Origin of the sequence: Corynebacterium sp. 5QC2CO, from assembly GCF_024580435.1 — a bacterium.
GTDB classification, from domain to species: Bacteria; Actinomycetota; Actinomycetes; order Mycobacteriales; family Mycobacteriaceae; genus Corynebacterium; species Corynebacterium jeikeium_D.
On sequence record NZ_JANIKI010000003.1, the window covers coordinates 52024 to 73347 of the forward strand.

General features: G+C 59.8%; 17 protein-coding genes. 14 read left to right on the forward strand and 3 right to left on the reverse strand.

The window, feature by feature from the left end; genetic code table 11:
• Nucleotides 1-109 precede the first annotated feature (109 nt).
• From NQ014_RS03850 to NQ014_RS03875, 6 genes are all read left to right on the forward strand, one after another.
• On the forward strand, nucleotides 110-1084 hold the full coding sequence (locus NQ014_RS03850; RefSeq protein WP_257073822.1) for a UTP--glucose-1-phosphate uridylyltransferase: 975 nt from the start codon (nucleotides 110-112) through the stop codon (nucleotides 1082-1084).
• Between the two features lie 115 nt (nucleotides 1085-1199).
• Nucleotides 1200-2471 (forward strand): gephyrin-like molybdotransferase Glp, encoded by a 1272-nt coding sequence (gene glp, locus NQ014_RS03855; RefSeq protein WP_005511382.1) that lies wholly within the window; start codon nucleotides 1200-1202, stop codon nucleotides 2469-2471.
• A gap of 30 nt (nucleotides 2472-2501) precedes the next feature.
• Entirely contained in the window at nucleotides 2502-3134 is a 633-nt protein-coding gene (locus NQ014_RS03860) for a GNAT family N-acetyltransferase (RefSeq protein ID WP_257073823.1), read from the forward strand.
• A 173-nt stretch (nucleotides 3135-3307) separates the two neighbouring features.
• On the forward strand, nucleotides 3308-4579 hold the full coding sequence (gene glpR / locus NQ014_RS03865) for a gephyrin-like molybdotransferase receptor GlpR (protein WP_257073824.1): 1272 nt from the start codon (nucleotides 3308-3310) through the stop codon (nucleotides 4577-4579).
• 235 nt (nucleotides 4580-4814) lie between these two features.
• The gene (locus NQ014_RS03870; RefSeq protein ID WP_038629133.1) at nucleotides 4815-5219 is read left to right on the forward strand and encodes a DoxX family protein; all 405 of its coding nucleotides are present in this window, start codon (nucleotides 4815-4817) and stop codon (nucleotides 5217-5219) included.
• 51 nt (nucleotides 5220-5270) lie between these two features.
• Nucleotides 5271-6053, forward strand: coding sequence for a zf-HC2 domain-containing protein (locus NQ014_RS03875; RefSeq protein WP_070429947.1), 783 nt, complete (start codon nucleotides 5271-5273; stop codon nucleotides 6051-6053).
• Here NQ014_RS03875 and NQ014_RS03880 read toward each other — a convergent pair.
• On the reverse strand, nucleotides 6050-7546 hold the full coding sequence (locus NQ014_RS03880; RefSeq protein WP_306438465.1) for a dolichyl-phosphate-mannose--protein mannosyltransferase: 1497 nt from the start codon (nucleotides 7544-7546) through the stop codon (nucleotides 6050-6052). The genes NQ014_RS03875 and NQ014_RS03880 overlap by 4 nt on opposite strands.
• An 85-nt stretch (nucleotides 7547-7631) precedes the next feature.
• Between NQ014_RS03880 and rsmI the strand changes: the two genes are divergently transcribed.
• Both rsmI and NQ014_RS03890 read left to right on the forward strand, forming a co-directional pair.
• On the forward strand, nucleotides 7632-8543 hold the full coding sequence (gene rsmI, locus NQ014_RS03885) for a 16S rRNA (cytidine(1402)-2'-O)-methyltransferase (RefSeq protein ID WP_257073826.1): 912 nt from the start codon (nucleotides 7632-7634) through the stop codon (nucleotides 8541-8543).
• Between the two features lie 158 nt (nucleotides 8544-8701).
• Nucleotides 8702-10378, forward strand: coding sequence for a BCCT family transporter (locus NQ014_RS03890; protein ID WP_257073827.1), 1677 nt, complete (start codon nucleotides 8702-8704; stop codon nucleotides 10376-10378).
• On the opposite strand, the gene NQ014_RS03895 is transcribed toward NQ014_RS03890, so the two are convergent.
• Nucleotides 10375-11640 carry an aminodeoxychorismate synthase component I gene (locus tag NQ014_RS03895; RefSeq protein WP_257073828.1) on the reverse strand — a complete coding sequence of 422 codons (1266 nt, stop codon included), beginning with the start codon at nucleotides 11638-11640 and terminating at the stop codon, nucleotides 10375-10377. The two genes, NQ014_RS03890 and NQ014_RS03895, sit on opposite strands and share 4 nt — an antisense overlap.
• 115 nt (nucleotides 11641-11755) lie before the next feature.
• Between NQ014_RS03895 and metG the strand changes: the two genes are divergently transcribed.
• The 4 genes from metG (at nucleotide 11756) to rsmA (ending at nucleotide 16677) form a co-directional block, all read left to right on the forward strand.
• Nucleotides 11756-13582, forward strand: a complete 1827-nt coding sequence (gene metG, locus NQ014_RS03900) for a methionine--tRNA ligase (protein ID WP_016423256.1) — start codon at nucleotides 11756-11758, stop codon at nucleotides 13580-13582.
• Between the two features lie 15 nt (nucleotides 13583-13597).
• On the forward strand, nucleotides 13598-14422 hold the full coding sequence (locus tag NQ014_RS03905; protein ID WP_049171274.1) for a TatD family hydrolase: 825 nt from the start codon (nucleotides 13598-13600) through the stop codon (nucleotides 14420-14422).
• Nucleotides 14423-14588: 166 nt separating this feature from the next.
• Nucleotides 14589-15740, forward strand: coding sequence for a transglycosylase family protein (locus NQ014_RS03910; protein WP_373467703.1), 1152 nt, complete (start codon nucleotides 14589-14591; stop codon nucleotides 15738-15740).
• A 34-nt stretch (nucleotides 15741-15774) separates the two neighbouring features.
• A complete protein-coding gene (gene rsmA / locus NQ014_RS03920; RefSeq protein WP_257073829.1) occupies nucleotides 15775-16677 on the forward strand; it encodes a 16S rRNA (adenine(1518)-N(6)/adenine(1519)-N(6))-dimethyltransferase RsmA in 903 nt (300 codons plus the stop codon).
• Nucleotides 16678-16689: 12 nt separating this feature from the next.
• Here the strand turns inward: rsmA and NQ014_RS03925 are convergent, their stop codons facing one another.
• Nucleotides 16690-18738, reverse strand: coding sequence for an acyltransferase family protein (locus tag NQ014_RS03925; RefSeq protein ID WP_257073830.1), 2049 nt, complete (start codon nucleotides 18736-18738; stop codon nucleotides 16690-16692).
• A gap of 233 nt (nucleotides 18739-18971) precedes the next feature.
• Here NQ014_RS03925 and NQ014_RS03930 point away from each other — a divergent pair, with 233 nt between their 5' ends.
• Complete coding sequence (locus NQ014_RS03930) at nucleotides 18972-19487, forward strand: NUDIX hydrolase (protein ID WP_257073831.1); 516 nt, start codon at nucleotides 18972-18974, stop codon at nucleotides 19485-19487.
• Nucleotides 19471-21300 (forward strand): ABC-F family ATP-binding cassette domain-containing protein, encoded by a 1830-nt coding sequence (locus tag NQ014_RS03935; protein ID WP_257073832.1) that lies wholly within the window; start codon nucleotides 19471-19473, stop codon nucleotides 21298-21300. The genes NQ014_RS03930 and NQ014_RS03935 overlap by 17 nt, the downstream gene beginning before the upstream one ends.
• The last annotated feature ends 24 nt before the right edge of the window (nucleotides 21301-21324 follow it).

Genomic DNA, 21324 nt, shown 5'->3' on the forward strand with positions numbered 1-21324 from the left:
CAGGGGCGCGACCGCTGTCGTCAGCGCAGGAGGAAATTTCTGATTAATGCGTTGAAAAAGCGGGGTCAGCCTCCGAGCAAATGGAAGTTATATAGGTATCGTTGCCATTATGGTCTCATCGTCTAAAGAGTCTGGTTCGGACATGACTACTCCGGTTCGAACTGTCATCGTTCCTGCCGCGGGCATGGGTACGCGATTCTTGCCTGCCACCAAGACAGTGCCGAAAGAATTGCTGCCCGTGGTTGATACGCCGGGCATCGAGATGATTGCTGAAGAGGCCGCCGCCACTGGTGCGCAACGCCTGGCTATTGTCACAGCGCCGAGTAAGGATGGCGTGCTTGGGCACTTCGACCCGCGCCCGGACCTTGAGCAGACTCTCGCCGAGCGCGGCAAGGACAAAATTGCAGCGAAGGTACGCCGCGCCACCGAGGTCATTCGCGTGGAATCCGTTGTCCAGGATCGCCCGCTGGGCCTGGGGCATGCGGTGCTGGTCGCAGAGCCGCTGCTCGAAGACGATGAGGACAGCGTTGCTGTCATGCTTCCCGACGATCTCGTGCTCCCAGTGGGCGTGATGGATCGCATGACGGAAGTGCGCGAGCGCTTTGGTGGTTCGGTGCTGTGTGCGCTGGAAATTCCTCACGAAGAGGTCTACAACTACGGTGTCTTCGATATCGAGGACGCCACCCCGGCGGAGGCTGGTGAGCTCGGTGCGGACGCGGCCGACGCTGATGCCTGGGACGATGTGAAGCGAGTCAAGGGCATGGTGGAAAAGCCGGACCCTGCGGATGCTCCATCCAACTTCGTTGCAGTCGGACGTTACTTGCTCGATCGTGCCATCTTTGATGCGCTGCGCCGCATTCCGCGCGGTAAGGGCGGCGAATACCAGCTCACCGATGCAATTGAGCTGCTGATTCAAGAGGGGCATCCGGTTCATGTGGTTGTCCACAAGGGGTTCCGCCATGACCTGGGAAACCCTGGTGGCTTCATTCGCGCTTGCGTAGACTTTGGACTCAGGCATCCGGACTACGGCGAGGGGCTGCGCGACTACATGCAGCAGCGTCTGGCACAGGATGAACAGGCTTAAAGCCTTTTTCTAGAGGCTTGTACTTATCTAGAGGCTTGTACTTATCTAGAGGCTTGTACTGAGAAGCTGAATAGCCATAAAGCGCACCGCGGGTTGGTGCCGAGGAAGGTAAAACATGCGTTCTGTGGAAGAACAGTTGGCGGCAATCACCGCACACGCTGTGATGCCTGATCCTGTGCGCGTTGCTATTTCGGAATCCCTCGGCATGCTGTGCGCTGAGGATGTCATCGCTGAGCAGCCGTTACCGGGATTCGTGCAGTCAGCAATCGATGGTTATGCGGTGCGCGCTGTCGATATCGTCGGCGAATCTGGTTCTTTACCTCCGGATGCGCGTCAGAGTGATGTTGATTTTCGCGAGGTTGAGCTACCTGTTGTCGGTGAGGTGACAGCGGGTTCGCATCACCCGATGCGTCTCCAGCCGAAGCAGGCCGTGCGCGTACAAACTGGCGCGCCGCTGCCATCGCTTGCCGACGCCGTCGTTCCCCTGAACTGGACCGACCGTGGCGGCCGTCGAGTTAATGTTCTCCATCCGGTCTACTCCGGTGACTTTGTGCGTAAGGTCGGCGACGACGTGCAGCCGGGTGACGTGGCGGTGTCCTTGGACTCGGTAATTTCGCCGTCGCAGGTCGGATTGTTGGCAGCAGTGGGGCGTTCGAAGGTTTTGGTGCACCCCAAGCCGCGAATGTCCGTGATTTCCATTGGTAATGAGTTAGTCGATGTTGACCGCACGCCGGGGCTCGGTCAGGTTTACGACGTCAACTCCTACGCGTTGGCAGCAGCCGGCCGCGATGCCGGGGCCGAGGTGCACAGAGTGGGTATTGCCACCGGTGAGCCTCGTCGCATCCGAGAAATCATCGAGGGCCAGCTCATTCGCAGTGAGCTCTTGGTCATCACGGGGGCTGTCGGCGGTGCCGCGGGTGAGCAGATTCGCCGTGTCCTAGCTGAATTGGGCGAGGTTGATGTCTCCCGCATCGCTATGCATCCTGGTTCGGTCCAGGGCTTCGGTCTGTTGGGAGATGACAAGATTCCAACCTTCCTCCTGCCGTCGAATCCGGTTGGTGCGTTGGTTGTTTTTGAGGTCATGGTCCGCCCCCTCATTCGACTGGCGTTGGGTAAGCGCAATCCCCGCCGCCGCGCTGTCACCGCTCGTGCTGTCGGCCCGATCGAGTCGGCGGAGAAGCGCCGCGGGTACATCCGTGGTCAGCTCATGCGTGACCGTGAGACCGGCGAATACATGGTGCAGCCGCTGGGAGGTTCCGGCGGTGCGCAAGCCCACCTTTTGGCCGGTATGTCGGAAGCCAACAGCCTCATCGTGATTCCGGAAGACGTGCTGCACGTTCGTCCGGGAGATGTAGTTGACGTGCTGTTCATGGCGCGCCAGGCCTAACCGCGCCCCACTACCGCGAGTATTGTTGCCGTGCGAACTTCTCGTCTAATAACCAGTGGTGGCCGCGTCCGCCTGCGTGTGCCAGAGCGATCTGATGCCCCTGCATGGCGGGCATTGCGGCTCCGCGACGAGCCCATTTTGCGACCTGTGGAGCCAACCCTCGACGATAACTGGGATAACGCTCACAGGGTTTCCGTTTTCCGTCGTAACCTGCGCAGTTGGCGTCGGTCAGAGGCTGCGGGAGACATGATTGTCTCCACCATTGAGGTGGATGGCCAGTTCGCCGGCATGCTCACACTCGGCGGTATTACGCCTTTCCCCGTCGCTCACGCCTGGATCGGTTACTGGGTCGGCAGCGGCTTTACATGCGGAGGAGTCGCCACTGCTGCAGTGGCGTTGGCATCGGATTATGCCAAGAAAGTTGGCGTCCACCGAATTGAAGCGACTGTGTTGGACAGCAATGTCCCGTCGATACGCGTGCTGGAAAACTGTGGGTTCGAGTACGAGGGCGTGGCGCGGGAAGCCTTCCATATGGATGGTGCGTGGCGCGATCATCTGACCTATGCACGGGTGGGGGAGGACAGTGCAGTGGACCTCATCGTGGCGAGTGGTCGCGCACAATATGAAGAGGCGGAGAAATACCCACCGCAACGGCGCGCCTGAGTAGTCTGAGTAACGCACGCCGATAGGGTGATGACAACTCTACTATTGGGCGAGTTCGCTCTAGATACGCTGACTACCTTCGTAAAAGCCTCTGTGGAAAGGCATGTGGGTGGCGTATTTGGACCGGGGAGAGACGGCGAAACCCCGGGCGAAGTCGCAAGGAGACGCAAAATATGTCAACTTCACTGTTGCTGATACTCATCGTTGTACTGTGGCTGTTTGTGCTGGCCCCGCTGGTGGTCAATACGCGCAAGCCGATCCGTCGTACCTCTGATGCGCTGGGTAAGACCCGGGTGCTGCATCGAGGTGGCGAGGAGCTGGCCACGACGCGTCGTCGTCCGTCTTTTAAGGAGTCGGACGTGCGCGTGACCGAGGAAGTTGACGATTCTCTCGAAACCGTCGACGCGCAGGTTGACGATGACTTCGATGTCAGCGACGTGCTTATCGACGATACCGTGGACGAGGCGGCCGACCCGGCCGTCGTAGACGGCGATATCGTCTACGAGCTGGAAGCAGCAGATGCAGAGGAGGAGACCCCGCAGGCGGATGATTCCGCTACCGAGGAAGCCACTGCTGAGTCCTCTGACCGCTCTGACATGGACGTATCCGATGATGAGTCTGCAGACCAGCCGCTGCAGGCTGTCGTTGATGACGAGGATGCTGAATCTGACTCCGCCGTCGCCTCCGCCGAAGGTGACGTGGTTCGTGCAGATGAGTCCTCTTCCGATGTGAGCGTTGACGTTCGCCGTCAGTTTGCCGACGCCGATGACTTGATGTTCGAAGATGCCGTTGAATCTGACGCTGATTCCGGTGCCGCGGCTGACGCTGAGCACGCCGACGCTGAGGCTCTCTCTGAGACTGAAGAGGCAGCAGACACCGTAGACGAGCAGGCGGAACTCGACGAGACCGTCGAGGACGACAGCGACCACAGTGTCGAGTCCAACGATGACGCAGTCGCTGTCGATGACACCTTGACCGAAGATGATTACGCGTTCGCTGAGAAGCGCCGTGGTCGTGGTGGGTTCGATCCGATTTCGGATGCCCAGTACGCTGAGACTCGCTTTGCCCGCCGCCGCCGTTCGGTTGCTGGGCTGGCAGCGTTCATCGCAGTCACGGTTATCATCGCTGCTTTCGCGGGTGGTTGGACCTGGTGGATTCCACTGGTCGGTGTCGGCTTGATGACCCTGTATCTGGTCAACCTGCGCCGCACCGTGCGTGCAGAGCAGGAACTGCGGGCTCGCCGAATTCGCCGTATGAAGATGGCCCGCCTCGGCGTGCGTAACCGCGAGGATGATGAGCTGGGAATTCCACAGCGTCTGCGCCGTCCGGGCGCGGTAGTGGTCGAGCTTGATGATGAGGACCCGGATTTCGCAGATTTGGCCTACACTGACTACCGCTTTGATGACGACGATTATGACGAAATGCCACAGGCTCGTGTGAGCTAGTCCTGTGAGCTGAGCCGTAGAACAACCTTAAAGTTGTCTGAGCACGTCAGCGCGATTTTTTGTTAGAAACTCGGCCTGTTACGATGTCACTACCTAAGACATGACACACCGGGTGTGTTTGGCGGAAGGCTTCTCCCGAGGGGTTGGGAGAAGCCTTTTTGCATGTTAACCCGCTGGCCTCTCGCAGCCGCAGTGCTACCGTGTTTTGACCGTGCCGTCGGGTAGCATGTCCCTCATGGATCGACCGGTAATGCGCGACATCGCGCTCGTGATTCTCCGCCTGATACTCGGAATTATCTTCATCTGCCATGGCTGGGACAAGATTTTTATCACCGGTATCGACAAGACGACCGGTTACTTTGTCGCCGCGAATATCCCGCAGGCGCACTTGACGGTCTGGGTTGTCGCTCTAGTCGAACTGGTCGGTGGCGCGTTGCTGATTCTGGGACTCTTGGCCCCGACGGTGGCGATGGTCTTCATCATTGAGATGATTGGTGCCTGGTGGTCGATGCACCTGGGCAATGGCCTGTTTATCCGCGACAACGGTGCAGAGCTTGTGATGTCACTCATCGGTGGTCTGGTGATGATTTTCGTTTTCGGGGCCGGCCGCTTCAGTTTGGACAGGCAGTTCATCAGGTAAGACCTCATTAGGTACAACCCCCTTAAGAGTTAAAGGCGGTGGAGATTCCCCGTGGAGTGCGAGGAAATTCGCGCAGCATTGTCAGCTCGCCTCGATGGCGAGCAGGCAAGCATTGCCGATGAAGTCATCGATGCCCATCTTGGGGCCTGCGAGGAGTGCCGAGCTTGGTACGAGCGAGCGGTGCGGCTGAACCGCGCCCTTACGGTTGGGCCTGCCGATGGTATGCCGGAGATTTCCACGGATGATCTCTCGGAGCGCATTTTGGTCTCCATCGAACCGGAGCGCCGGCGCCGTGAGCGCGCATGGCTGCTCATGGCCGGCACCGCCCGAGGGGTGCTCATTGCACTGGGCCTTTGCTGGGCGGTCTGGGGGATTGCAACACTGGTCGACGCCTCCGGCATGATGACGCTCGGACTTTCCTCGACGCAGCCGCAGGACGGTGCAGGAATCGCAACAAGCACGGGAGCGCCTATCGACGGTTCCACTGCCACCGTTGACCCAATGGAGCTCGGAGCACGCCTTGCCATCCAGCTTGCGGCAATTCGGCTTGCATTGGCAGTGGGATTGTTCTGGGCTGCTTGGCGGCCACGCGCTGCCATGGGAATGGCGCCGGTCTACGGTGCCGTCGCCACGTTCAGCATCGGTTTTGGTATTCGTGACATCCTTATCGGTGCCCAGGGAGCATCAGAGATTGCTGGCCTGGCCTTGATGTTTGTCTCCGCTTTGACACTGGCCGTTGTGTGGCTGGGCGGTTATACGCCGACGGCAATCGCACAGGCATGGCGAGCCGCCTCCGGGTTGCCGGTCACAGGCGTGCCGCCACAGCGGGACTAGCTCCAGGACGGCAACCAGAACCGCCAGTCAAAGTGGTTGAGAGGCAGCGGGTAGCCGGTCAAAATCGGCAGCCAGAACACAAACGCGGCCACCACTAGTGCGGCGTGCGTGCCAACGATTACCAACCCCACCGGCTTATCGCGGGGCCGCCAGTGTGAGAGATCGTCGGCAAGCAGAGCAAAGGCGATGAGTACGAAGGGAATCAGCGCGGTGGCGTAGAAGAAGTACATCTGACGGTCGTAGCCGATGACCCACGGCAGCCACGAGGCGAGGAAACCGATGACCGGCAGCGCGTAGCGGCCGTCCCGGCGGCCGAGCCAGCGCCATGTGGCCCACAAGACCACGGGGACCAGCAACCACCAGATGGGTGGGGTGCCAAAGAGCATCATCCAGCCCTTGCACTCTTGGCCGCCACTGCAGGTGGTTTCGGTGGAGTAGTAGAGCATTGGGCGCCAGCTGACCAGCCACTCCCAGGGCTTGGACTCCCAAGGGTGTTTGTGGCCATTAGAGGTGGTCAGCTCGGCGTGGAACTTCAGCACGCTGTTTTGGTAGTGCAGGTAGTTCTGCACGGCCTCGGGAAGCCAGTCGGTGCCGGGGAGTCCCGTATCGCGCTCTTCGGGCGAGACATGGCGATAAACCGACGTTTCTTCGGCGAACCAGGAACGCCAACTTAAGAAGTAAACGCCCAGCGGAACCACCACCAGATCACGCAACGCCGGGGCGGTATCGCGGGCGAGCGCGCCGAGCACGGGCTTGTCTGCACCGGCATTCTTGCGTGACACCAGATCCGTGAAGACGGACCACAGGCCGAATGCGGCCATGTAGTACAGACCGGACCACTTCACCCCGGTGGCAAGCCCCAGCATGATGCCGGCGAGCAGTCGCCACCAGCGATAACTGAGATAGGGGCCGAAACTACCTAGCTCCGTGGCAAATTCCAGGCGCTTGCGGGCATCGGCCTGGTCAATGAGAAGTGCCCACGCGGCCGCGATGATGAAGAAGGTCTGAATCATATCCAGCATGCCGACCCTGGAGGAGACAAACAGCACTCCGTCGGCAAGCGCGTAGAGACCAGCAATACCCACCGCCAACCGCGAGCCACGAGAGATGCGTCGGACGATGTCCATGAGCAGCAGGATAACCAGCGTGCCACACACCGCCGACATAAATCGCCAGCCCATTGGTGAATAACCGAAGATCCACTCGCCCAAGGCGATGACCTGCTTGGCCACTGGCGGATGCACAATCAGACCGTAGCCGGGATTGTCCTCAATGCCAGACGAGATGGGGTCGCGCGTGGACTCCAGAATCTGCCATGCCTGCGGCACATAGTGCTTCTCATCGAAGAGCGGGGTGCCATTGTCGGTCTTGGCAGCAAGCCCGATGAAACGCGTTAGCGCTGCGACGATTCCGAGAACCACAAAAGTGGCGGTATCCCATTTATCCCACCGCCGCAGTGGCGGCAGCGGGGGAACCGGGGGAATCGGGCGCAGAAAACGCTTTTTCGCACGGCGCTCGGTTTCCGGTGGTGGGGTTAAAGCGGCATCGGTCACGAATGTCAGTTTAAGCTATGGAATCATGACGCATTCGGCATCGAACTTCCAACCGCACGAGAACGAGCCCCTCAGCGAGGCTACGACGCTGGCTCCCGGCATCACTCTGGTGGCAACGCCGCTGGGCAATATCGCCGATGCCTCCGACCGCTTGCGCGGTGCGCTTATCGACGCCGATATCATCGCCGCGGAAGACACCAGGCGGGCGCGCAACCTAGCCACAGCGCTGGGCATTTCCCCCAAGGGGAAGTTTGTTTCGAACTTCGATCACAACGAAGACAGCCGCACTGAGTCGCTGATTCAGGCGGCGAAGTCGGGACAGAAAGTCATTGTGGTGACCGATGCGGGGATGCCGGTAGTGTCAGACCCTGGCCTGGCTGTGGTGGCGGCTGCTCACGACGCGGGTGTGCCGGTGTCCTGCGTACCGGGACCGAGCGCGGTGACTACCGCATTGGCTCTCAGCGGCTTGGGTGTCGGCCACTTCTGCTTCGATGGCTTTGCACCTCGTAAACAGGGGGCGCGCCGGGCCTGGTTGGAATCACTGAAGACAGAGAAGCGAGCCTGTTGTTTCTTTGAGTCGCCGCATCGATTGGCTGTCACGTTGGCGGATGCCGCGGAGATTTTAGGTGAGGAGCGGCGCGCGTCGGTAAGCCGTGAGTTGACCAAGCGCTTTGAAGAGACTCGCCGCGCGACGCTGGGAGAGCTGGCTGCGTGGGCGGAAGAAGGCGTCCGCGGAGAAATTACGGTGGTGATTGAGGGCGCGGGTCAGCAGGCGACGGAGGTATCCACGGAGGACCTAGTTGACCGCGTTGAGGACCTCGTGGCTGATGGTATGCGGTTGAAGGATGCCGCGAAGCAGGTTGCGGCAGAGGCTGGAATGACAAAGCATCGTGATCTCTATCAGGCGGTTTTGGCTGCTCGCGAGGAAAATCGTTAGGCGATTGTTACTTTGTGCCAGGAAATGCCCAGCGCACGGCAGTGAACAGGGTAAACGCCATTATTGGCAGTTTTTGCAATCTGGGAAAAATGAAGAAAACCTGAGAAAACCCACATTCTAAGTTGAAATCCCAGGTCAATGGTGGACATGGTGGAGGAATGACGAATCCACCAGAACATGAAATACAACAAGAAGTAGGGGAGTCGGTCGTTGGCGAAGTCAGGGCCGACGATTCTCACGCTCCCGTGAACCTCGGGGTTACCGTCCCCGCCATTGTCGCAATTCTGGCAATTATCGTCTGGGGCCTGGTGTGGCCAGATAGTTTCTCCACGTTTGCATCTAGTTCTCTGAACTGGGTTGTGGAGAACACCGGCTGGCTGTTTATCTTGGCTAGCACCGTCTTTGTCTTCTTTATTGTGTCCATCGCGATTTCCAAGTTCGGTCACATCCGCCTGGGCAAGGACGCCGAGAAACCAGAGTTTTCCACACCTAGCTGGATTGCCATGATGTTCGCCGCCGGTATGGGCATCGGTCTGATGTTCTACGGCGTTGCTGAGCCACTGACCTTCTACCGCGAAGGTGTACCGGGTCACCAGCCAAAGGAAGTCGGTACCGCCATGGCATCGACGATGTTCCACTGGACTCTGCACCCGTGGTCACTCTACGCCATTGTCGGTCTCGCCATTGCTTACTCGACCTACCGTCTTGGTCGCAAGCAGTTGATTTCCGCGGCGTTCATCCCGCTTATCGGTGCACGTCGCGCTGAGGGATGGTTGGGCAAGCTTATCGACGCGCTTGCGATTTTTGCCACCGTCTTCGGTACGGCAGCCTCTCTCGGTGTTGGTGTGCTGCAGATTTCCGCTGGTTTGGAGATCAACGGTTTCACCGCCATCAAGGGCACAAGTTTGTGGATTGGTCTTATCCTCATTCTGGGTTGTGCCTTCTTGGCTTCTGCGCTGTCAGGTGTGGGTAAGGGCATTCAGTACATCTCGAACTTCAACATGATTGCCGCTGGTCTGTTGGCTCTGCTGGTGTTGGTCCTCGGCCCTACCGTGGTGATTCTGAACCTGATTCCGACCTCTATTGGCAGCTACCTGAATTCCTTCTTTGAGATGGCCGCCCGCTCCAGCGCTTCCGCTGACGGTACCGCCGGCGAATGGCTCTCGTCCTGGACAATCTTCTACTGGGCCTGGTGGATCTCATGGTCGCCGTTTGTCGGTATGTTTATCGCGCGCATTTCGCGCGGCCGTACTATCCGTGAGTTCGTCTTCACCGTCGTCGCAGTTCCGTCGATTGTCTCTGCGGTATGGTTCTCCATCTTTGGTGGCACCGCCATTACCCGCGAGCAGGAGGGCGTGTCCATCTACGGTGACGGTTCGGCCGAGAGTCAGCTGTTTAACCTGCTGGATTCCATGCCGGGTGGTGCGATTACTTCCGTCATCGCAATGGTTCTGCTGGCTACCTTCTTCATTACCTCGGCGGACTCCGCCTCCACGGTGATGGGCACCATGAGCCAGTTCGGTCGACTCACAGCATCGCGCACGGTCACTGCTATGTGGGGTATTTTCACCGCTCTGATTGCGATTGTCCTATTGGTCACCGGCGGCAGCGATGCCCTGTCCAACCTGCAGAACATCACCATTTTGGCGGCAAGCCCGTTCGTCATTGTTATCTTGGCGCTGATGGTGGCGCTGGTTAAGGGGCTTTCCGACGATCCGATGTACCTCGATGACAAGGAACAGCGTCAGTTTGCCCTGCGCATGGCTCGCGAGCGCCGCTTGGCGGAAGCGGCCGAACAGCGCGAACGCCGCCGTGCTCGTAAATTGCGCAACTAGCTTTCCAACAGCAGCGGTGCGGCCTTGGCCTCAATCTCGGCCCATTCGCCCTCGGGCGTAGACCCGATGGTGATGCCACCGCCGATGCCAGCTTCGACCCGAACTCTCCCCGAGTTCGGGTCTTTTGCGTACTCAGCGGTACGAATGGCGACATTGAGCTCAAGCGCATCCCCGTGGGCCGCACCAATCGCGCCGCAGTGAGCACCACGGGGCTCGGGTTCCCACTCGCGCAGAAGCTCAATTGCTCGCAGCTTCGGTGTACCGGTGACTGAGGCCGGTGGGAAGCAGGCATCGATCAGCTCAGCGTGGCTGAGCTGATCGGGAAGTTCCGCGGAAACTGTGGAAAACAGGTGCCACACGCCCGGTGCCGGACGCACACTGAGCAGATCCGTGACCTTTACAGTGCCAGTCTTGGCCACCTGGCCGAGGTCGTGGCGCACCAGGTCGACAATCATGATGTTCTCGGCGACATCCTTATCGCTGCGCAACAGCTCATGCGGGGGCCGGTCAGCGGGAATCGTGCCTTTGATAGGAGTTTCAGTCACGCTTGTGCCCGCGCGAATGAGGAACTCCTCAGGACTCAGCGAGGCCAGAATTGGAATTCCAGCATCGAGGTTGCCGGGCAAGAATGCCGCTCGAGCCGGCTGATACTGCGCCACGCGGGAGGAAAACCACGCGCCGGCGTGGGCTAGTGCAGCGTTGTCCACATCGACGTTCGTGCCCGATCCCGCATTCAGCTCCGCGTGAAAGCGTGTAGAGATGCAGGTTTGGTACACCTCGCCCGCGGCAATTGCTTCCTTACAGTTCTCCACTGCACGCTGGTGACGGACGCGGTCGCCCTGATCCCACTCCAGTGGTGTGGCCGCGGGGAGTGCGTCGTCACGCGTGTTTTCGCGCGAGTAAGTGATGGCCTCCTGAATGGCTTGGAAATCCGGATTTAAGGGGTCACCGGTGCCGGGGCCGTCGAAATGCCACGTGCCGTCGTCGGCAAGCAAGGCGACGCAGGCAGCGATCCCATGCGCGCTGGTGCCGGAGTAGGGGCGGAACCCAAATATCCACGCATCGGGGTCGGGGCTGGTGAAAAGCGCTGTCGAATCGCAGGCGGTGAGCTCGACGTTAGCGGCGAGAACCGCGCGATAACCGAACCAGGAGCCGATGAGTGCAGCGGGGCGATGACCGGCGGCGATAAGACGAGCTAGCGCAGTGGTCGCGCGCGAAGTGAAGTCAGCGGCCGAGTCGGAGGAGGTGGACCGAGTGGACATAGGACATAAGCGTAGTGACTGCGCGAGCGCGCGATGACGCTAGGGGACAAGTTCATGAAGACTTCATGAGGGCACAGTTCATCGCGATGGTAGGTCATCTATTACCCTGTTAGATATGTCTCGCATTTTCACAGCAGTTGCGTGGCCGTACGCTAACGGTCCGCGACATATCGGCCATGTTGCAGGTTTCGGTGTCCCTTCGGACGTTTTCGCTCGCTACCAGCGAATGATTGGCAATGACGTGCTGATGGTCTCCGGTACTGATGAGCATGGCACGCCACTGCTTGTGCAGGCGGAGAAGGAAGGCGTTTCTGTCCAGGAATTGGCCGACCGTTACAACCGCCAGATTGTGCAGGACCTCGCGGGTCTGGGGCTTTCCTACGACCTGTTTACGCGCACCACCACGCGCAACCACTACGCGGTTGTCCAGGAGCTCTTCCGTGGGCTCTACGAAAACGGCTATATGGTCAAGCAGACCACGATGGGTGCGATTTCCCCGTCGACCGGTCGCACGCTGCCGGACCGTTACATCGAAGGTACCTGCCCAATTTGTGGCGCTTCCGGTGCCCGCGGTGACCAGTGTGACAACTGCGGTAACCAGCTTGACCCGGCTGATCTGATCGATCCGGTGTCGAAAATCAACGGCGAGACCCCGAAGTTCGTTGAAACAGAGCACTTCCTGCTCGACCTGCCGGCTCTGGCAGAGGCCTTGACCGAGTGGCTGCAGGAGCGCAAAGACTGGCGCCCAAACGTGCTGAAGTTCTCCCTGAACATCCTGAAGGACATCCGCCCGCGTGCAATGAGCCGTGACATTGACTGGGGTGTGCCGATTCCGCTGGAGGGCTGGTCGGAAAACGGGACGAAGAAGCTCTACGTTTGGTTCGACGCCGTCGTCGGTTACCTATCCGCTTCCATCGAGTGGGCCTGGCGCATTGGTGACCCGGAAGCGTGGCGCAAGTGGTGGAATGACCCGGAGGCGCTGTCCTACTACTTCATGGGCAAGGACAACATCACCTTCCACTCCCAGATTTGGCCGGCTGAGCTGCTGGGCTATCGTGGCGAGGGCTCCCGCGGGGGTGAGGTAGGGGAGCTCGGTGAGCTGAACCTGCCGACGGAGGTCGTCTCCTCGGAGTACCTGACCATGTCGGGCTCGAAGTTCTCCTCTTCCAAGGGCGTTGTCATCTATGTGAAGGACTTCCTGGCGGAGTTCGGTCCGGATCCGCTGCGCTACTTCATCGCGATGGCAGGCCCGGAAAACCAGGACACCGACTTCACCTGGGATGAGTTCGTCCGCCGAGTGAATAACGAGCTGGCCAACTCCTGGGGCAACCTGGTCAACCGCACCGTGTCCATGGCTTTCAAGAACTTCGGAGAGGTGCCAACTCCGGGCGAACTCACCGACGCTGATCGTGAGCTGCTCGACCTGGCTGAGCGCTCTTTCGCCGAGGTCGGCGACGCACTTGCGCTGTCCCGCTTCCGCGCTGGTATCACTGCCGCAATGCACCTGGTCGGAGAGGCCAACGCCTACATTGCCGCGCAGGAGCCGTGGAAGCTAGCCAAGGATGAGTCTCAGCGCGAGCGCCTGGCCACCGTGTTGTGGACAGCACTGCAGGTAGTCAGCGATGCCAATGTGCTGCTGACCCCGTACCTGCCGGAAAGCGCGCAGAAGGTCTTCGAGACCCTGGGCGGCGAGGGCATCTGGGCCGCAATGCCGGAAGTGCAGGAAGTCCAGGACGACATGCCGGTCGAGCCGGTCGGCGCTGACCTGCCGGCAGAGGGCAGGAGCTACCCAATCATCACTGGTGACTACGTCAATCAGAAGGCCGCCTGGCGTCGCTTCGACATTGAGCCGGGTACGGCGCTGGCCAAGCCGAAGCCGATTTTCACCAAGCTCGACTCTGAGTTGGCTGAGCATGGCCCTGAGTGGGCACAGGTGAAGTAGGGGCTCAGTAGAGGTATGGGAAAGCGCAAACGCAAGATTGCAGAACCCGCGGAGTATCTCACTCCGCTGTTTGACGCCCACACGCATCTCGCGTCCTGTGGGGCGCAAACTCCGGAGGAGATTGCGGCTCTCATGGACCGGGCCGCCGCAGCGGGCGTCGTCGGAGTCTGCACGGTCGGCGATGGCATGCCGGAAACCGAACTGGCCTTTGCCGCCGCGCACGCGCACCCCAACGTCTGGGCCGCAGCCGCCATCCATCCGACGCGCGCGCACGAGCTTGACGACGACGCCAAGGCCCGCTTAACCGAAATGGCTGCCGACCCCAGGGTTGTGGCCGTGGGGGAGACGGGATTGGATTGGTACTGGCTGGATTCCCTCGACGGCTGCGCGTCGAAGAGCGAACAGCTGGCTGCGTTGCAGTGGCATATGGAGCTCGCAGCAACCGTCGGCAAGCCGTTAATGATTCATAACCGCGACGCCGATGAAGACCTGATGGCGGCGTTGGACGGCTACGACAATACGGTCATTTTGCACTGTTTCTCTTCGCCCATCGAGGTTGCCCGCGAAGCCATTGCACGCGGTTACCTGCTGAGTTTTACCGGCAACGTGACCTTCAAACGCAATGATTACCTGCGGCAGGCTGTGGCTGAGGCGCCGGCGGAGCAGCTGCTGGTGGAAACCGATGCCCCGTACATGACCGCGGAGCCTTTCCGAGGTGCGCGTAACGAGTCCACTTTTATCGGTCATCAGGCACGTGCGATGGCTGCGGCCCGAGAAATCGGGGCGGAGGAGATGGCGCAGATTTTGACGGATAACGCACGTCGGGTGTACGGCATTTAAGCACGTGCTGGCGTATTGTCGCCCCTGATCTGCGGAAATGCAGCCGGGGCGGTTAGTTGTATTTCCCGTCACTTTTATCGATATATTTTAGACAACACTGAATCTTTACCGTACTGTTACAAACTGTATTTCTTTCATCTGCTACCTGCCCATCCTCCGAAAGGCTGTGACGAACCCCGTGAGTGCTGCGAAGAAGCGTCATCTCAATCGTGCTAACGACGGAGTTTCCACTTCGTCCAAGATCGCCGCAGGCGGTCTGGTCGCTGCTGTTGCTCTGGGTGGCACTGTCGCAGCATCCAACTATGACACCATCACCGTCGAAATCGACGGCAAGGTCGAGCAAATCGCAACCTGGTCCAAGGATGACAAGGCCATTCTGCAAAAGGCTGGTGTCGAAACCACCGGTGGCGACCTGGTTCAGCGTCAGGGCGATCTCACGGACGGCGGCAAGCTGGTCTACCGCTCTGCCAAGCCGGTCACGATGATTGTCGATGGCAAGCCGCAGGAGCACAAGACAAATGCCATCACTACCGATGAGCTGATTGAAGGTCTGAAGAAGCAGGGGCTCATCTCCGATAAGGACAAGGTCGAGGTCGAAAAGGGCGAGATTTCCGCTAAGGGGGTCGAACTCGACGTCGTTCGTGCCAAGAATATTGTGCTTCACGACGATGCCAAGGACATCGACCTGGCTGTCCCGGCTATGACCGTCGGTGATGTGCTGGCTCAGCGTGGCATTGAACTGCGTGAAGACGACACCGTCGAGCCGGGTCTGGATGCCCCGGTCACCGAGGGGATGCGCATCGCTCTGTCTCGTCTGATTGATAAGACCATCACCGAGACTGAGGAGATTCCAGCTCACGAGAACATCATTGAAGATGATTCGATGTTCGAAGATGAGCGCATCGTTGAGCAGGAGGGTGAGCCGGGCCAGGTAGAGCGTCAGGTCAAGGTCACCTCTCGCGATGGTGAAGAGCTCGGACGCGAGGTCCTGGAAGAAAAGGAGCTAAAGGCTCCGGGTATCTCCACTATCCGCCAGGGCACTAAGTCCCGCATTGCAGCTCCGGCTGCCGGCTACGGCGTGTGGGATCAGCTGGCTCAGTGTGAGTCCGGCGGCGACTGGGCTATCGATACCGGTAACGGTTTCTCCGGTGGTCTGCAGTTCACCGATTCCACTTGGGCAGCTTACGGCGGTACTGAGTATGCACCGCGTGCATCGCAGGCTTCCCGCGAGCAGCAGATTGCTGTCGCTGAGCGTGTCCAGGCTGGCCAGGGTTGGGGCGCATGGCCCGCTTGTACCGCTTCCATGGGGCTTCGCTAAAACTATTTTTGTGTTGACCCCGTAGTATCTAACTGTGACTAAAGCAGAAGTTTCTTTCTTGGGGCCGGTCGAAGTACGCGACTTGGCGGCACAGTTGGATATTGTCCCGACGAAGAAATTGGGGCAGAACTTCGTCCACGACGCCAACACCGTGCGTCGAATTGTCGCTGCGGCGGACTTGCCGGAGGATTCCTACCCTGTTGAGGTTGGCCCCGGCTTGGGCTCGCTGACCCTCGGGCTGCTCGAACACTGCGGCCGCGCCGCGGCTGTTGAAATCGATCCGCGGCTGGCGGCGCGTCTGCCCCAGACGGTCACTGAGCGCGCCGAGGGCTGCGCACTTGAGCTCATTGAGAAAGACGCGCTGAAGGTCAGCCGCGAGGACTTTCAGACTGCCCCAGATGCGCTGGTGGCCAATCTGCCCTACAACGTTTCTGTACCGGTGCTGCTGCACATGCTTGCCGAGCTTCCCACCATCCGTCGCGTGCTCGTGATGGTGCAGTCTGAGGTCGCTGACCGGCTGGCGGCTCAGCCGGGCTCCAAGATCTACGGTGTCCCCAGTGTCAAGGCCGCCTACTACGGTACGGTGCGTCGCGCCGGTGCCATTGGTCCGCACGTCTTCTGGCCGGTCCCCAAGGTTGATTCCGGGCTCGTTCGCATTGACTGCTACGCTCGCTCCGACGCTCCAGAGAACTCCAAGACCGCCGATGCCCCCGAGGCCCCTTGGGAAATCTCGCCGCAGTTCCGCGCGCGACTCTTCCCGCTTATCGACGCTGCTTTTGCGCAACGCCGCAAGACCCTCCGGGCGGCCCTATCGGGGATTTACGGATCTGGTGGCGCAGCCGAAGAGGCGCTTATGGCAGCGGGGATTGATCCCAAGCAGCGAGGAGAGAAGCTCGAAATTGCCGATTTCGTTCGTCTCGCGGAGGTCTCGCGCTAAAAGCTAGCTGAACTAGCTGTTGACAATCTTCTTAGCTGGCTTGTGGCCTGTGCCGTCCTCTGGGAAGGCGTGGACCAAAGCGCTGGCGAAGCGCTTTGCGCGCTCGGCGTTGCCCTTCGGCAGGAAGTGTGTGCCATCGCCAGGGATGAACCAGTCGTTGTGCTCCGAGACCTCCGAGGCCCAGTCCCAAATCGCGACATTCGGGTATTCCTTGGCGACTTCCTTCAGCAGCTTGTTAAACAGCTTCATGTTGGCATTGTCGTAGTAGCTGTCTGCCGGCTGGTAGGTGCCGACCGTGTTCCACATGACCATCTGGCCCTTGAGAAGGTCCAGCATGGTGCGGATATTTGCCTTGATTTCCTCAGGGTTTTGTTCGTAGCCGTAGTCTGGCAACGCAGCGTAATTCGCCGCGTCGTTGACGCCAGTGGCAATGACCCAGCAGGTATCCTCATCCTGACCCACGCTCAGCAATTCGGTGACCGACTGCACGGCGGAGGGGTAGTCCTGGTAGCCCCGGTTGGTCGCGCGGGCACCAAATACGCTGTCGATTACTTCGCTTGCGCCACGATCGAGGTACGTCTGGAAACCGGTGTCGGCTCCCTCTGGAACCTGGTACGGGTCGAACAGCCCAATGGAGGTTGAATCTCCGACATGCACGACTGTTGTACAGCGCATCCGCACATCCTCGGAAGTCTTCGCACCACCAGCTGATTTATTTCCCGCCTTAGACTTCTCCGAAGCGTCTTTCGGCAGTTCCATGGCTACACCGGCCACGCCGGCTCCACCATTGCTACCGCCACGGTTGTCAGCACCGCTGAGAAGCACTGGTGCACCGATGACAATCAGTGCCAGCATCGTAATAGTCGAGGTCGCTGGAATGGCGCCCATGTAGTGAGGCACGTATTCCTTGGCGTCTTCGTTATCAGCACGGCGCGCCTGCAGGCGTTCACGCAGCGGCTGGACAATGCCGTGACGACGAATCGGGTCTTCCAGCACCACCCAGCTGATGGCGGCCAGCAGGATAGAGCCACCGAATACCAGTGCACCGGTCCCCCATGCGACGATGGTGTTCTCCGCAGTTCCCGGCAGCCACTGGCGGGGAAGGAAAGCGATGATGGGCATATGCCAGAGGTAGATACCGTAGGAACGCTCACCCAGCCAACGCAATGGGGCGGCTCCTAACACTCGGCTGAAGAGACTCTCACGATTCAGCCCGGCCATGATAACCAGCACGCTCGCAATGGTCACGAGGATGAGACCGCCCTGGTAGAGGAATAGTCCCCGCTGCGAAGTCTGTGTGGCCAGCGCAAGAATGCTGGCGAGGCCGATTAAGCCCAGTAGCCCGGACAGGCCGCGGTTTAAGGTTGCGGTGATGCCCTCGTGACGTCGGAAAGCAAGGGCGATAGCGAGTGCCGCGCCGAGCAGCAGCCCACCTGCGCGGGTGTCGGTGCCTTCGTAGATGCGCGTGTGATCGGCGCCGGCAGACGCTAGCCCCCACATCAGCGCGAAGGAGCCGATAGTCAGCGCGACGGTGGCGGCGACAATACGACGACGACCGCGCAGTACCGCAAAGAGCATGACCAGGATGATCGGCCAGATGATGTAGAACTGCTCCTCGATGGACAGTGACCACATGTGATCCAGCGGGCCGAGACCGGCGAACTTGTCAAAGTAGGATTCACCGGCGGCGATGGTATGCCAATTGTTCACGTAAAACAGTGCAGATAGTGCCTGCCAGCCGGTCTTGGCGGTGTCCTCGGGGCGAAATGCGATGGTGAGAAACATGACCGAAATCAGCGTGGTGATGACGGCTGGCAGGAGTCGCCGGAAACGTCGGAACCAGAAGGTCTTTAAACGGAAGGTGTCATGGCGCAGCTTGGAATTGACCAGATTTGTGGTGATCAAGTAGCCCGACAGGGTGAAGAAGACAGCGACACCGAGTAGGCCGCCGCCGAAGCCAGGCACTGCCAGGTGGTAGAGGACTACGAGTGTGACCGCGATGGTACGGATTCCGTCGAGAGCCGGTACGTACTGCTCGGGATGTTTTACTGGACGAGGCATAGAGGTAGGGAAGTTCTTTCAATAACTAAAAGCGCAGTGACGAAGTGCCGTCGCTGCGCCAGAAGAATTTAGTGGCAAAAGAATATCCGTGAATTATAAATTACTGGTATTCACCAAGTCTCATCGGTGGAGCCGCCTAGTACACCCTTTTGTAGTGAGCGCACCGCTAAAGTGGGAAGAGGCACCTAGAAGCGAGCCAAAAAGCAGAACTGAAAAAGGTAGGCACACCCTTCATGCACTGTGATGACAACCCCAGCAGGGCCGAGATCGGCCGGCGCGAACCGCGCGGCGTGGCTTGGACCAAGTTCTGGCCTGACGACGACGGCTGGGTGTGCAACTGCATAGTTTTCCGCGGTGACCGCTTGCTGCTTCTGCTGCGTGAATACGAGGGCTTCCTCGGGGGCCAGTGGGATCTGCCCGGTGGCAAGCTCGACGCAGGGGAGGAGCCCGCGGAGGCCGCTGTGCGCGAACTGCGTGAAGAGGCCGGCCTGCGCGCAGCGGAGGTCAGCGAATTTGCCCACTATTCCAATCCGGATATGGGCGGGGAGAACTTCCGCTTCCACACGGTGACTTTTCTAGTACGCGAGGCTGACGACGCGCAGGCTGTCCAGCTCAGTGGCGAGCATCCGGAATTTAAATGGGTAACCCGAGATCAGTTCGATGAGCTGCCGGTGGCCTGGTATGTCCGGCGTGTGCTTGGCAACGTCGAATGGGGCACAATAAATACTCATCATGGCGAATCTGATTAATTGCGAGAATATTTCTAAGTCCTTCGGGCTCAAGACTCTGCTCGACGGCGTCAGCCTCGGCGTTCAAGAGGGCGACCGCATCGGTGTTGTCGGTTTGAACGGTGGCGGCAAGTCCACACTGCTGAAGATTCTGGCAGGCGTGGAGCCGGCGGACTCCGGACGTATTTCGCGAGCCAACGACATGGCCATGGCGCATGTTACCCAGGGCGCGGAGCTCGACCCGAACTCCACCGTGTTTGAATGCGTCATCGCACCGCTCGGCCTCGCTGAACACGAGTGGGCGGGTAACGCTTCCATCCGCGAGGTCCTCGATGGCATCGGTATCAATGACCTCGGTATGGATACCAAGGTCGCCAATCTCTCCGGTGGTGAGCGCCGTCGCGTTAACCTGGCGGCCGCACTGGTCCGCGATCTGGATCTGCTCATTCTCGATGAGCCAACGAACCACCTCGATATTGAGGGTGTGCAGTGGTTGGCCGATCATGTTCTTTCGCGCCGGGCAGCCCTGGTCGTCGTCACGCACGATCGTTGGTTCCTGGATACCGTTGCCACGAAGACGTGGGAAGTCCACGACGGTACCGTCGATTTTTACGATGGCGGTTACAACGACTGGACGTTCGCGCGTGCCGAGCGTGCGCGACAGGCGGATGCCGCCGAGCAGCGTCGCCAGAACCTTGCGCGTAAGGAACTCGCGTGGTTGCGCCGGGGTGCACCGGCCCGCACCTCGAAGCCTCGCTACCGCATCGAAGCAGCTGAGGCGCTCATCGCCGATGTCCCGGCACCGCGTGATTCCGTGGAGCTGATGGCGTTTTCGCAGCGTCGTCAGGGCAAGGTGGTCGTGGAGTTGGAGCATGCGTCCCTGGAAACGCCCGACGGTAGGGAATTGCTTAACGACGTCACGTGGCGCCTGGCCCCCGGCGAGCGCATCGGCCTGGTCGGTGTCAACGGCTCGGGTAAGACGACTTTGTTGCGTGCGTTGGCGGGAGACTACCCCTTAAGCGATGGCAAGCGAATTGAGGGCAAGACGGTGCGCCTGGGCTGGCTGCGACAGGAGCTCGATGATCTGCCGCTGGATATGCGTGTGCTCGACGCTGTGGAGGACGTCGCGACCTATATTGACCTGGGCAAGAAGCAGATTAGCGCCTCGCAACTGGCCGAGCGATTGGGATTTTCCCCGAAACGGCAACGCACTCCAATCGCAGACCTTTCCGGTGGTGAGCGCCGTCGCTTGCAACTCACGCGTGTGTTGATGAGTGAGCCGAACTTCCTGCTGCTCGACGAGCCGACGAATGACCTGGACATTGACACGCTGCAGGAATTGGAAGACCTGCTGGACAATTGGCCGGGCACGCTGGTGGTCATCTCGCACGACCGCTACCTGATTGAGCGTATTGCCGACTCGACCTGGGCCCTTTTCGGCGATGGTGAGCTGACGAACCTGCCAGGTGGGATTGGTCAATACCTCCAGCGCCGCGCACAGCTGGCTGACTCGGCCGCAAGTAGCGGGGCCTCTCAAGCAAATGCCGGTAGTCCGCAGACTCGTGGCGCAGGTTCAGAGGAGGATGCCTCGAAGCTCTCGGCCGCGGAAGCTCATGCTGTTCAAAAGAAGATGAGTGCCCTGGAGCGGAAGATGGCGAAGCTCAGCCAGCAGGAAAGTGAACTGCATGCGCAGATGGCGGAAGCGAGTGCGGATGTAGCCAACTTGGACACACAAAAGCTGGCGGACCTCGATCGCCGTGCTGCGGAGGTGGCTGAGCAGAAGGCAGAGCTGGAGATGGAATGGCTGGAGCTAGGGGAGCAGCTCGAGGGCTAGCACCTTATTTCAGCTACTAGCCGA

Coding starts and splice junctions, on each gene's coding strand:
- NQ014_RS03850 (WP_257073822.1), top strand. CDS start 110: ATGGTCTCATCGTCTAAAGAGTCTGGTTCGGACATGACTACTCCGGTT.
- glp (WP_005511382.1), top strand. CDS start 1,200: ATGCGTTCTGTGGAAGAACAGTTGGCGGCAATCACCGCACACGCTGTG.
- glpR (WP_257073824.1), top strand. CDS start 3,308: ATGTCAACTTCACTGTTGCTGATACTCATCGTTGTACTGTGGCTGTTT.
- NQ014_RS03870 (WP_038629133.1), top strand. CDS start 4,815: ATGGATCGACCGGTAATGCGCGACATCGCGCTCGTGATTCTCCGCCTG.
- rsmI (WP_257073826.1), top strand. CDS start 7,632: ATGACGCATTCGGCATCGAACTTCCAACCGCACGAGAACGAGCCCCTC.
- NQ014_RS03890 (WP_257073827.1), top strand. CDS start 8,702: ATGACGAATCCACCAGAACATGAAATACAACAAGAAGTAGGGGAGTCG.
- NQ014_RS03895 (WP_257073828.1), bottom strand. CDS start 11,640: ATGTCCACTCGGTCCACCTCCTCCGACTCGGCCGCTGACTTCACTTCG.
- metG (WP_016423256.1), top strand. CDS start 11,756: ATGTCTCGCATTTTCACAGCAGTTGCGTGGCCGTACGCTAACGGTCCG.
- NQ014_RS03905 (WP_049171274.1), top strand. CDS start 13,598: ATGGGAAAGCGCAAACGCAAGATTGCAGAACCCGCGGAGTATCTCACT.
- NQ014_RS03925 (WP_257073830.1), bottom strand. CDS start 18,738: ATGCCTCGTCCAGTAAAACATCCCGAGCAGTACGTACCGGCTCTCGAC.
- NQ014_RS03930 (WP_257073831.1), top strand. CDS start 18,972: ATGCACTGTGATGACAACCCCAGCAGGGCCGAGATCGGCCGGCGCGAA.
- NQ014_RS03935 (WP_257073832.1), top strand. CDS start 19,471: ATGGCGAATCTGATTAATTGCGAGAATATTTCTAAGTCCTTCGGGCTC.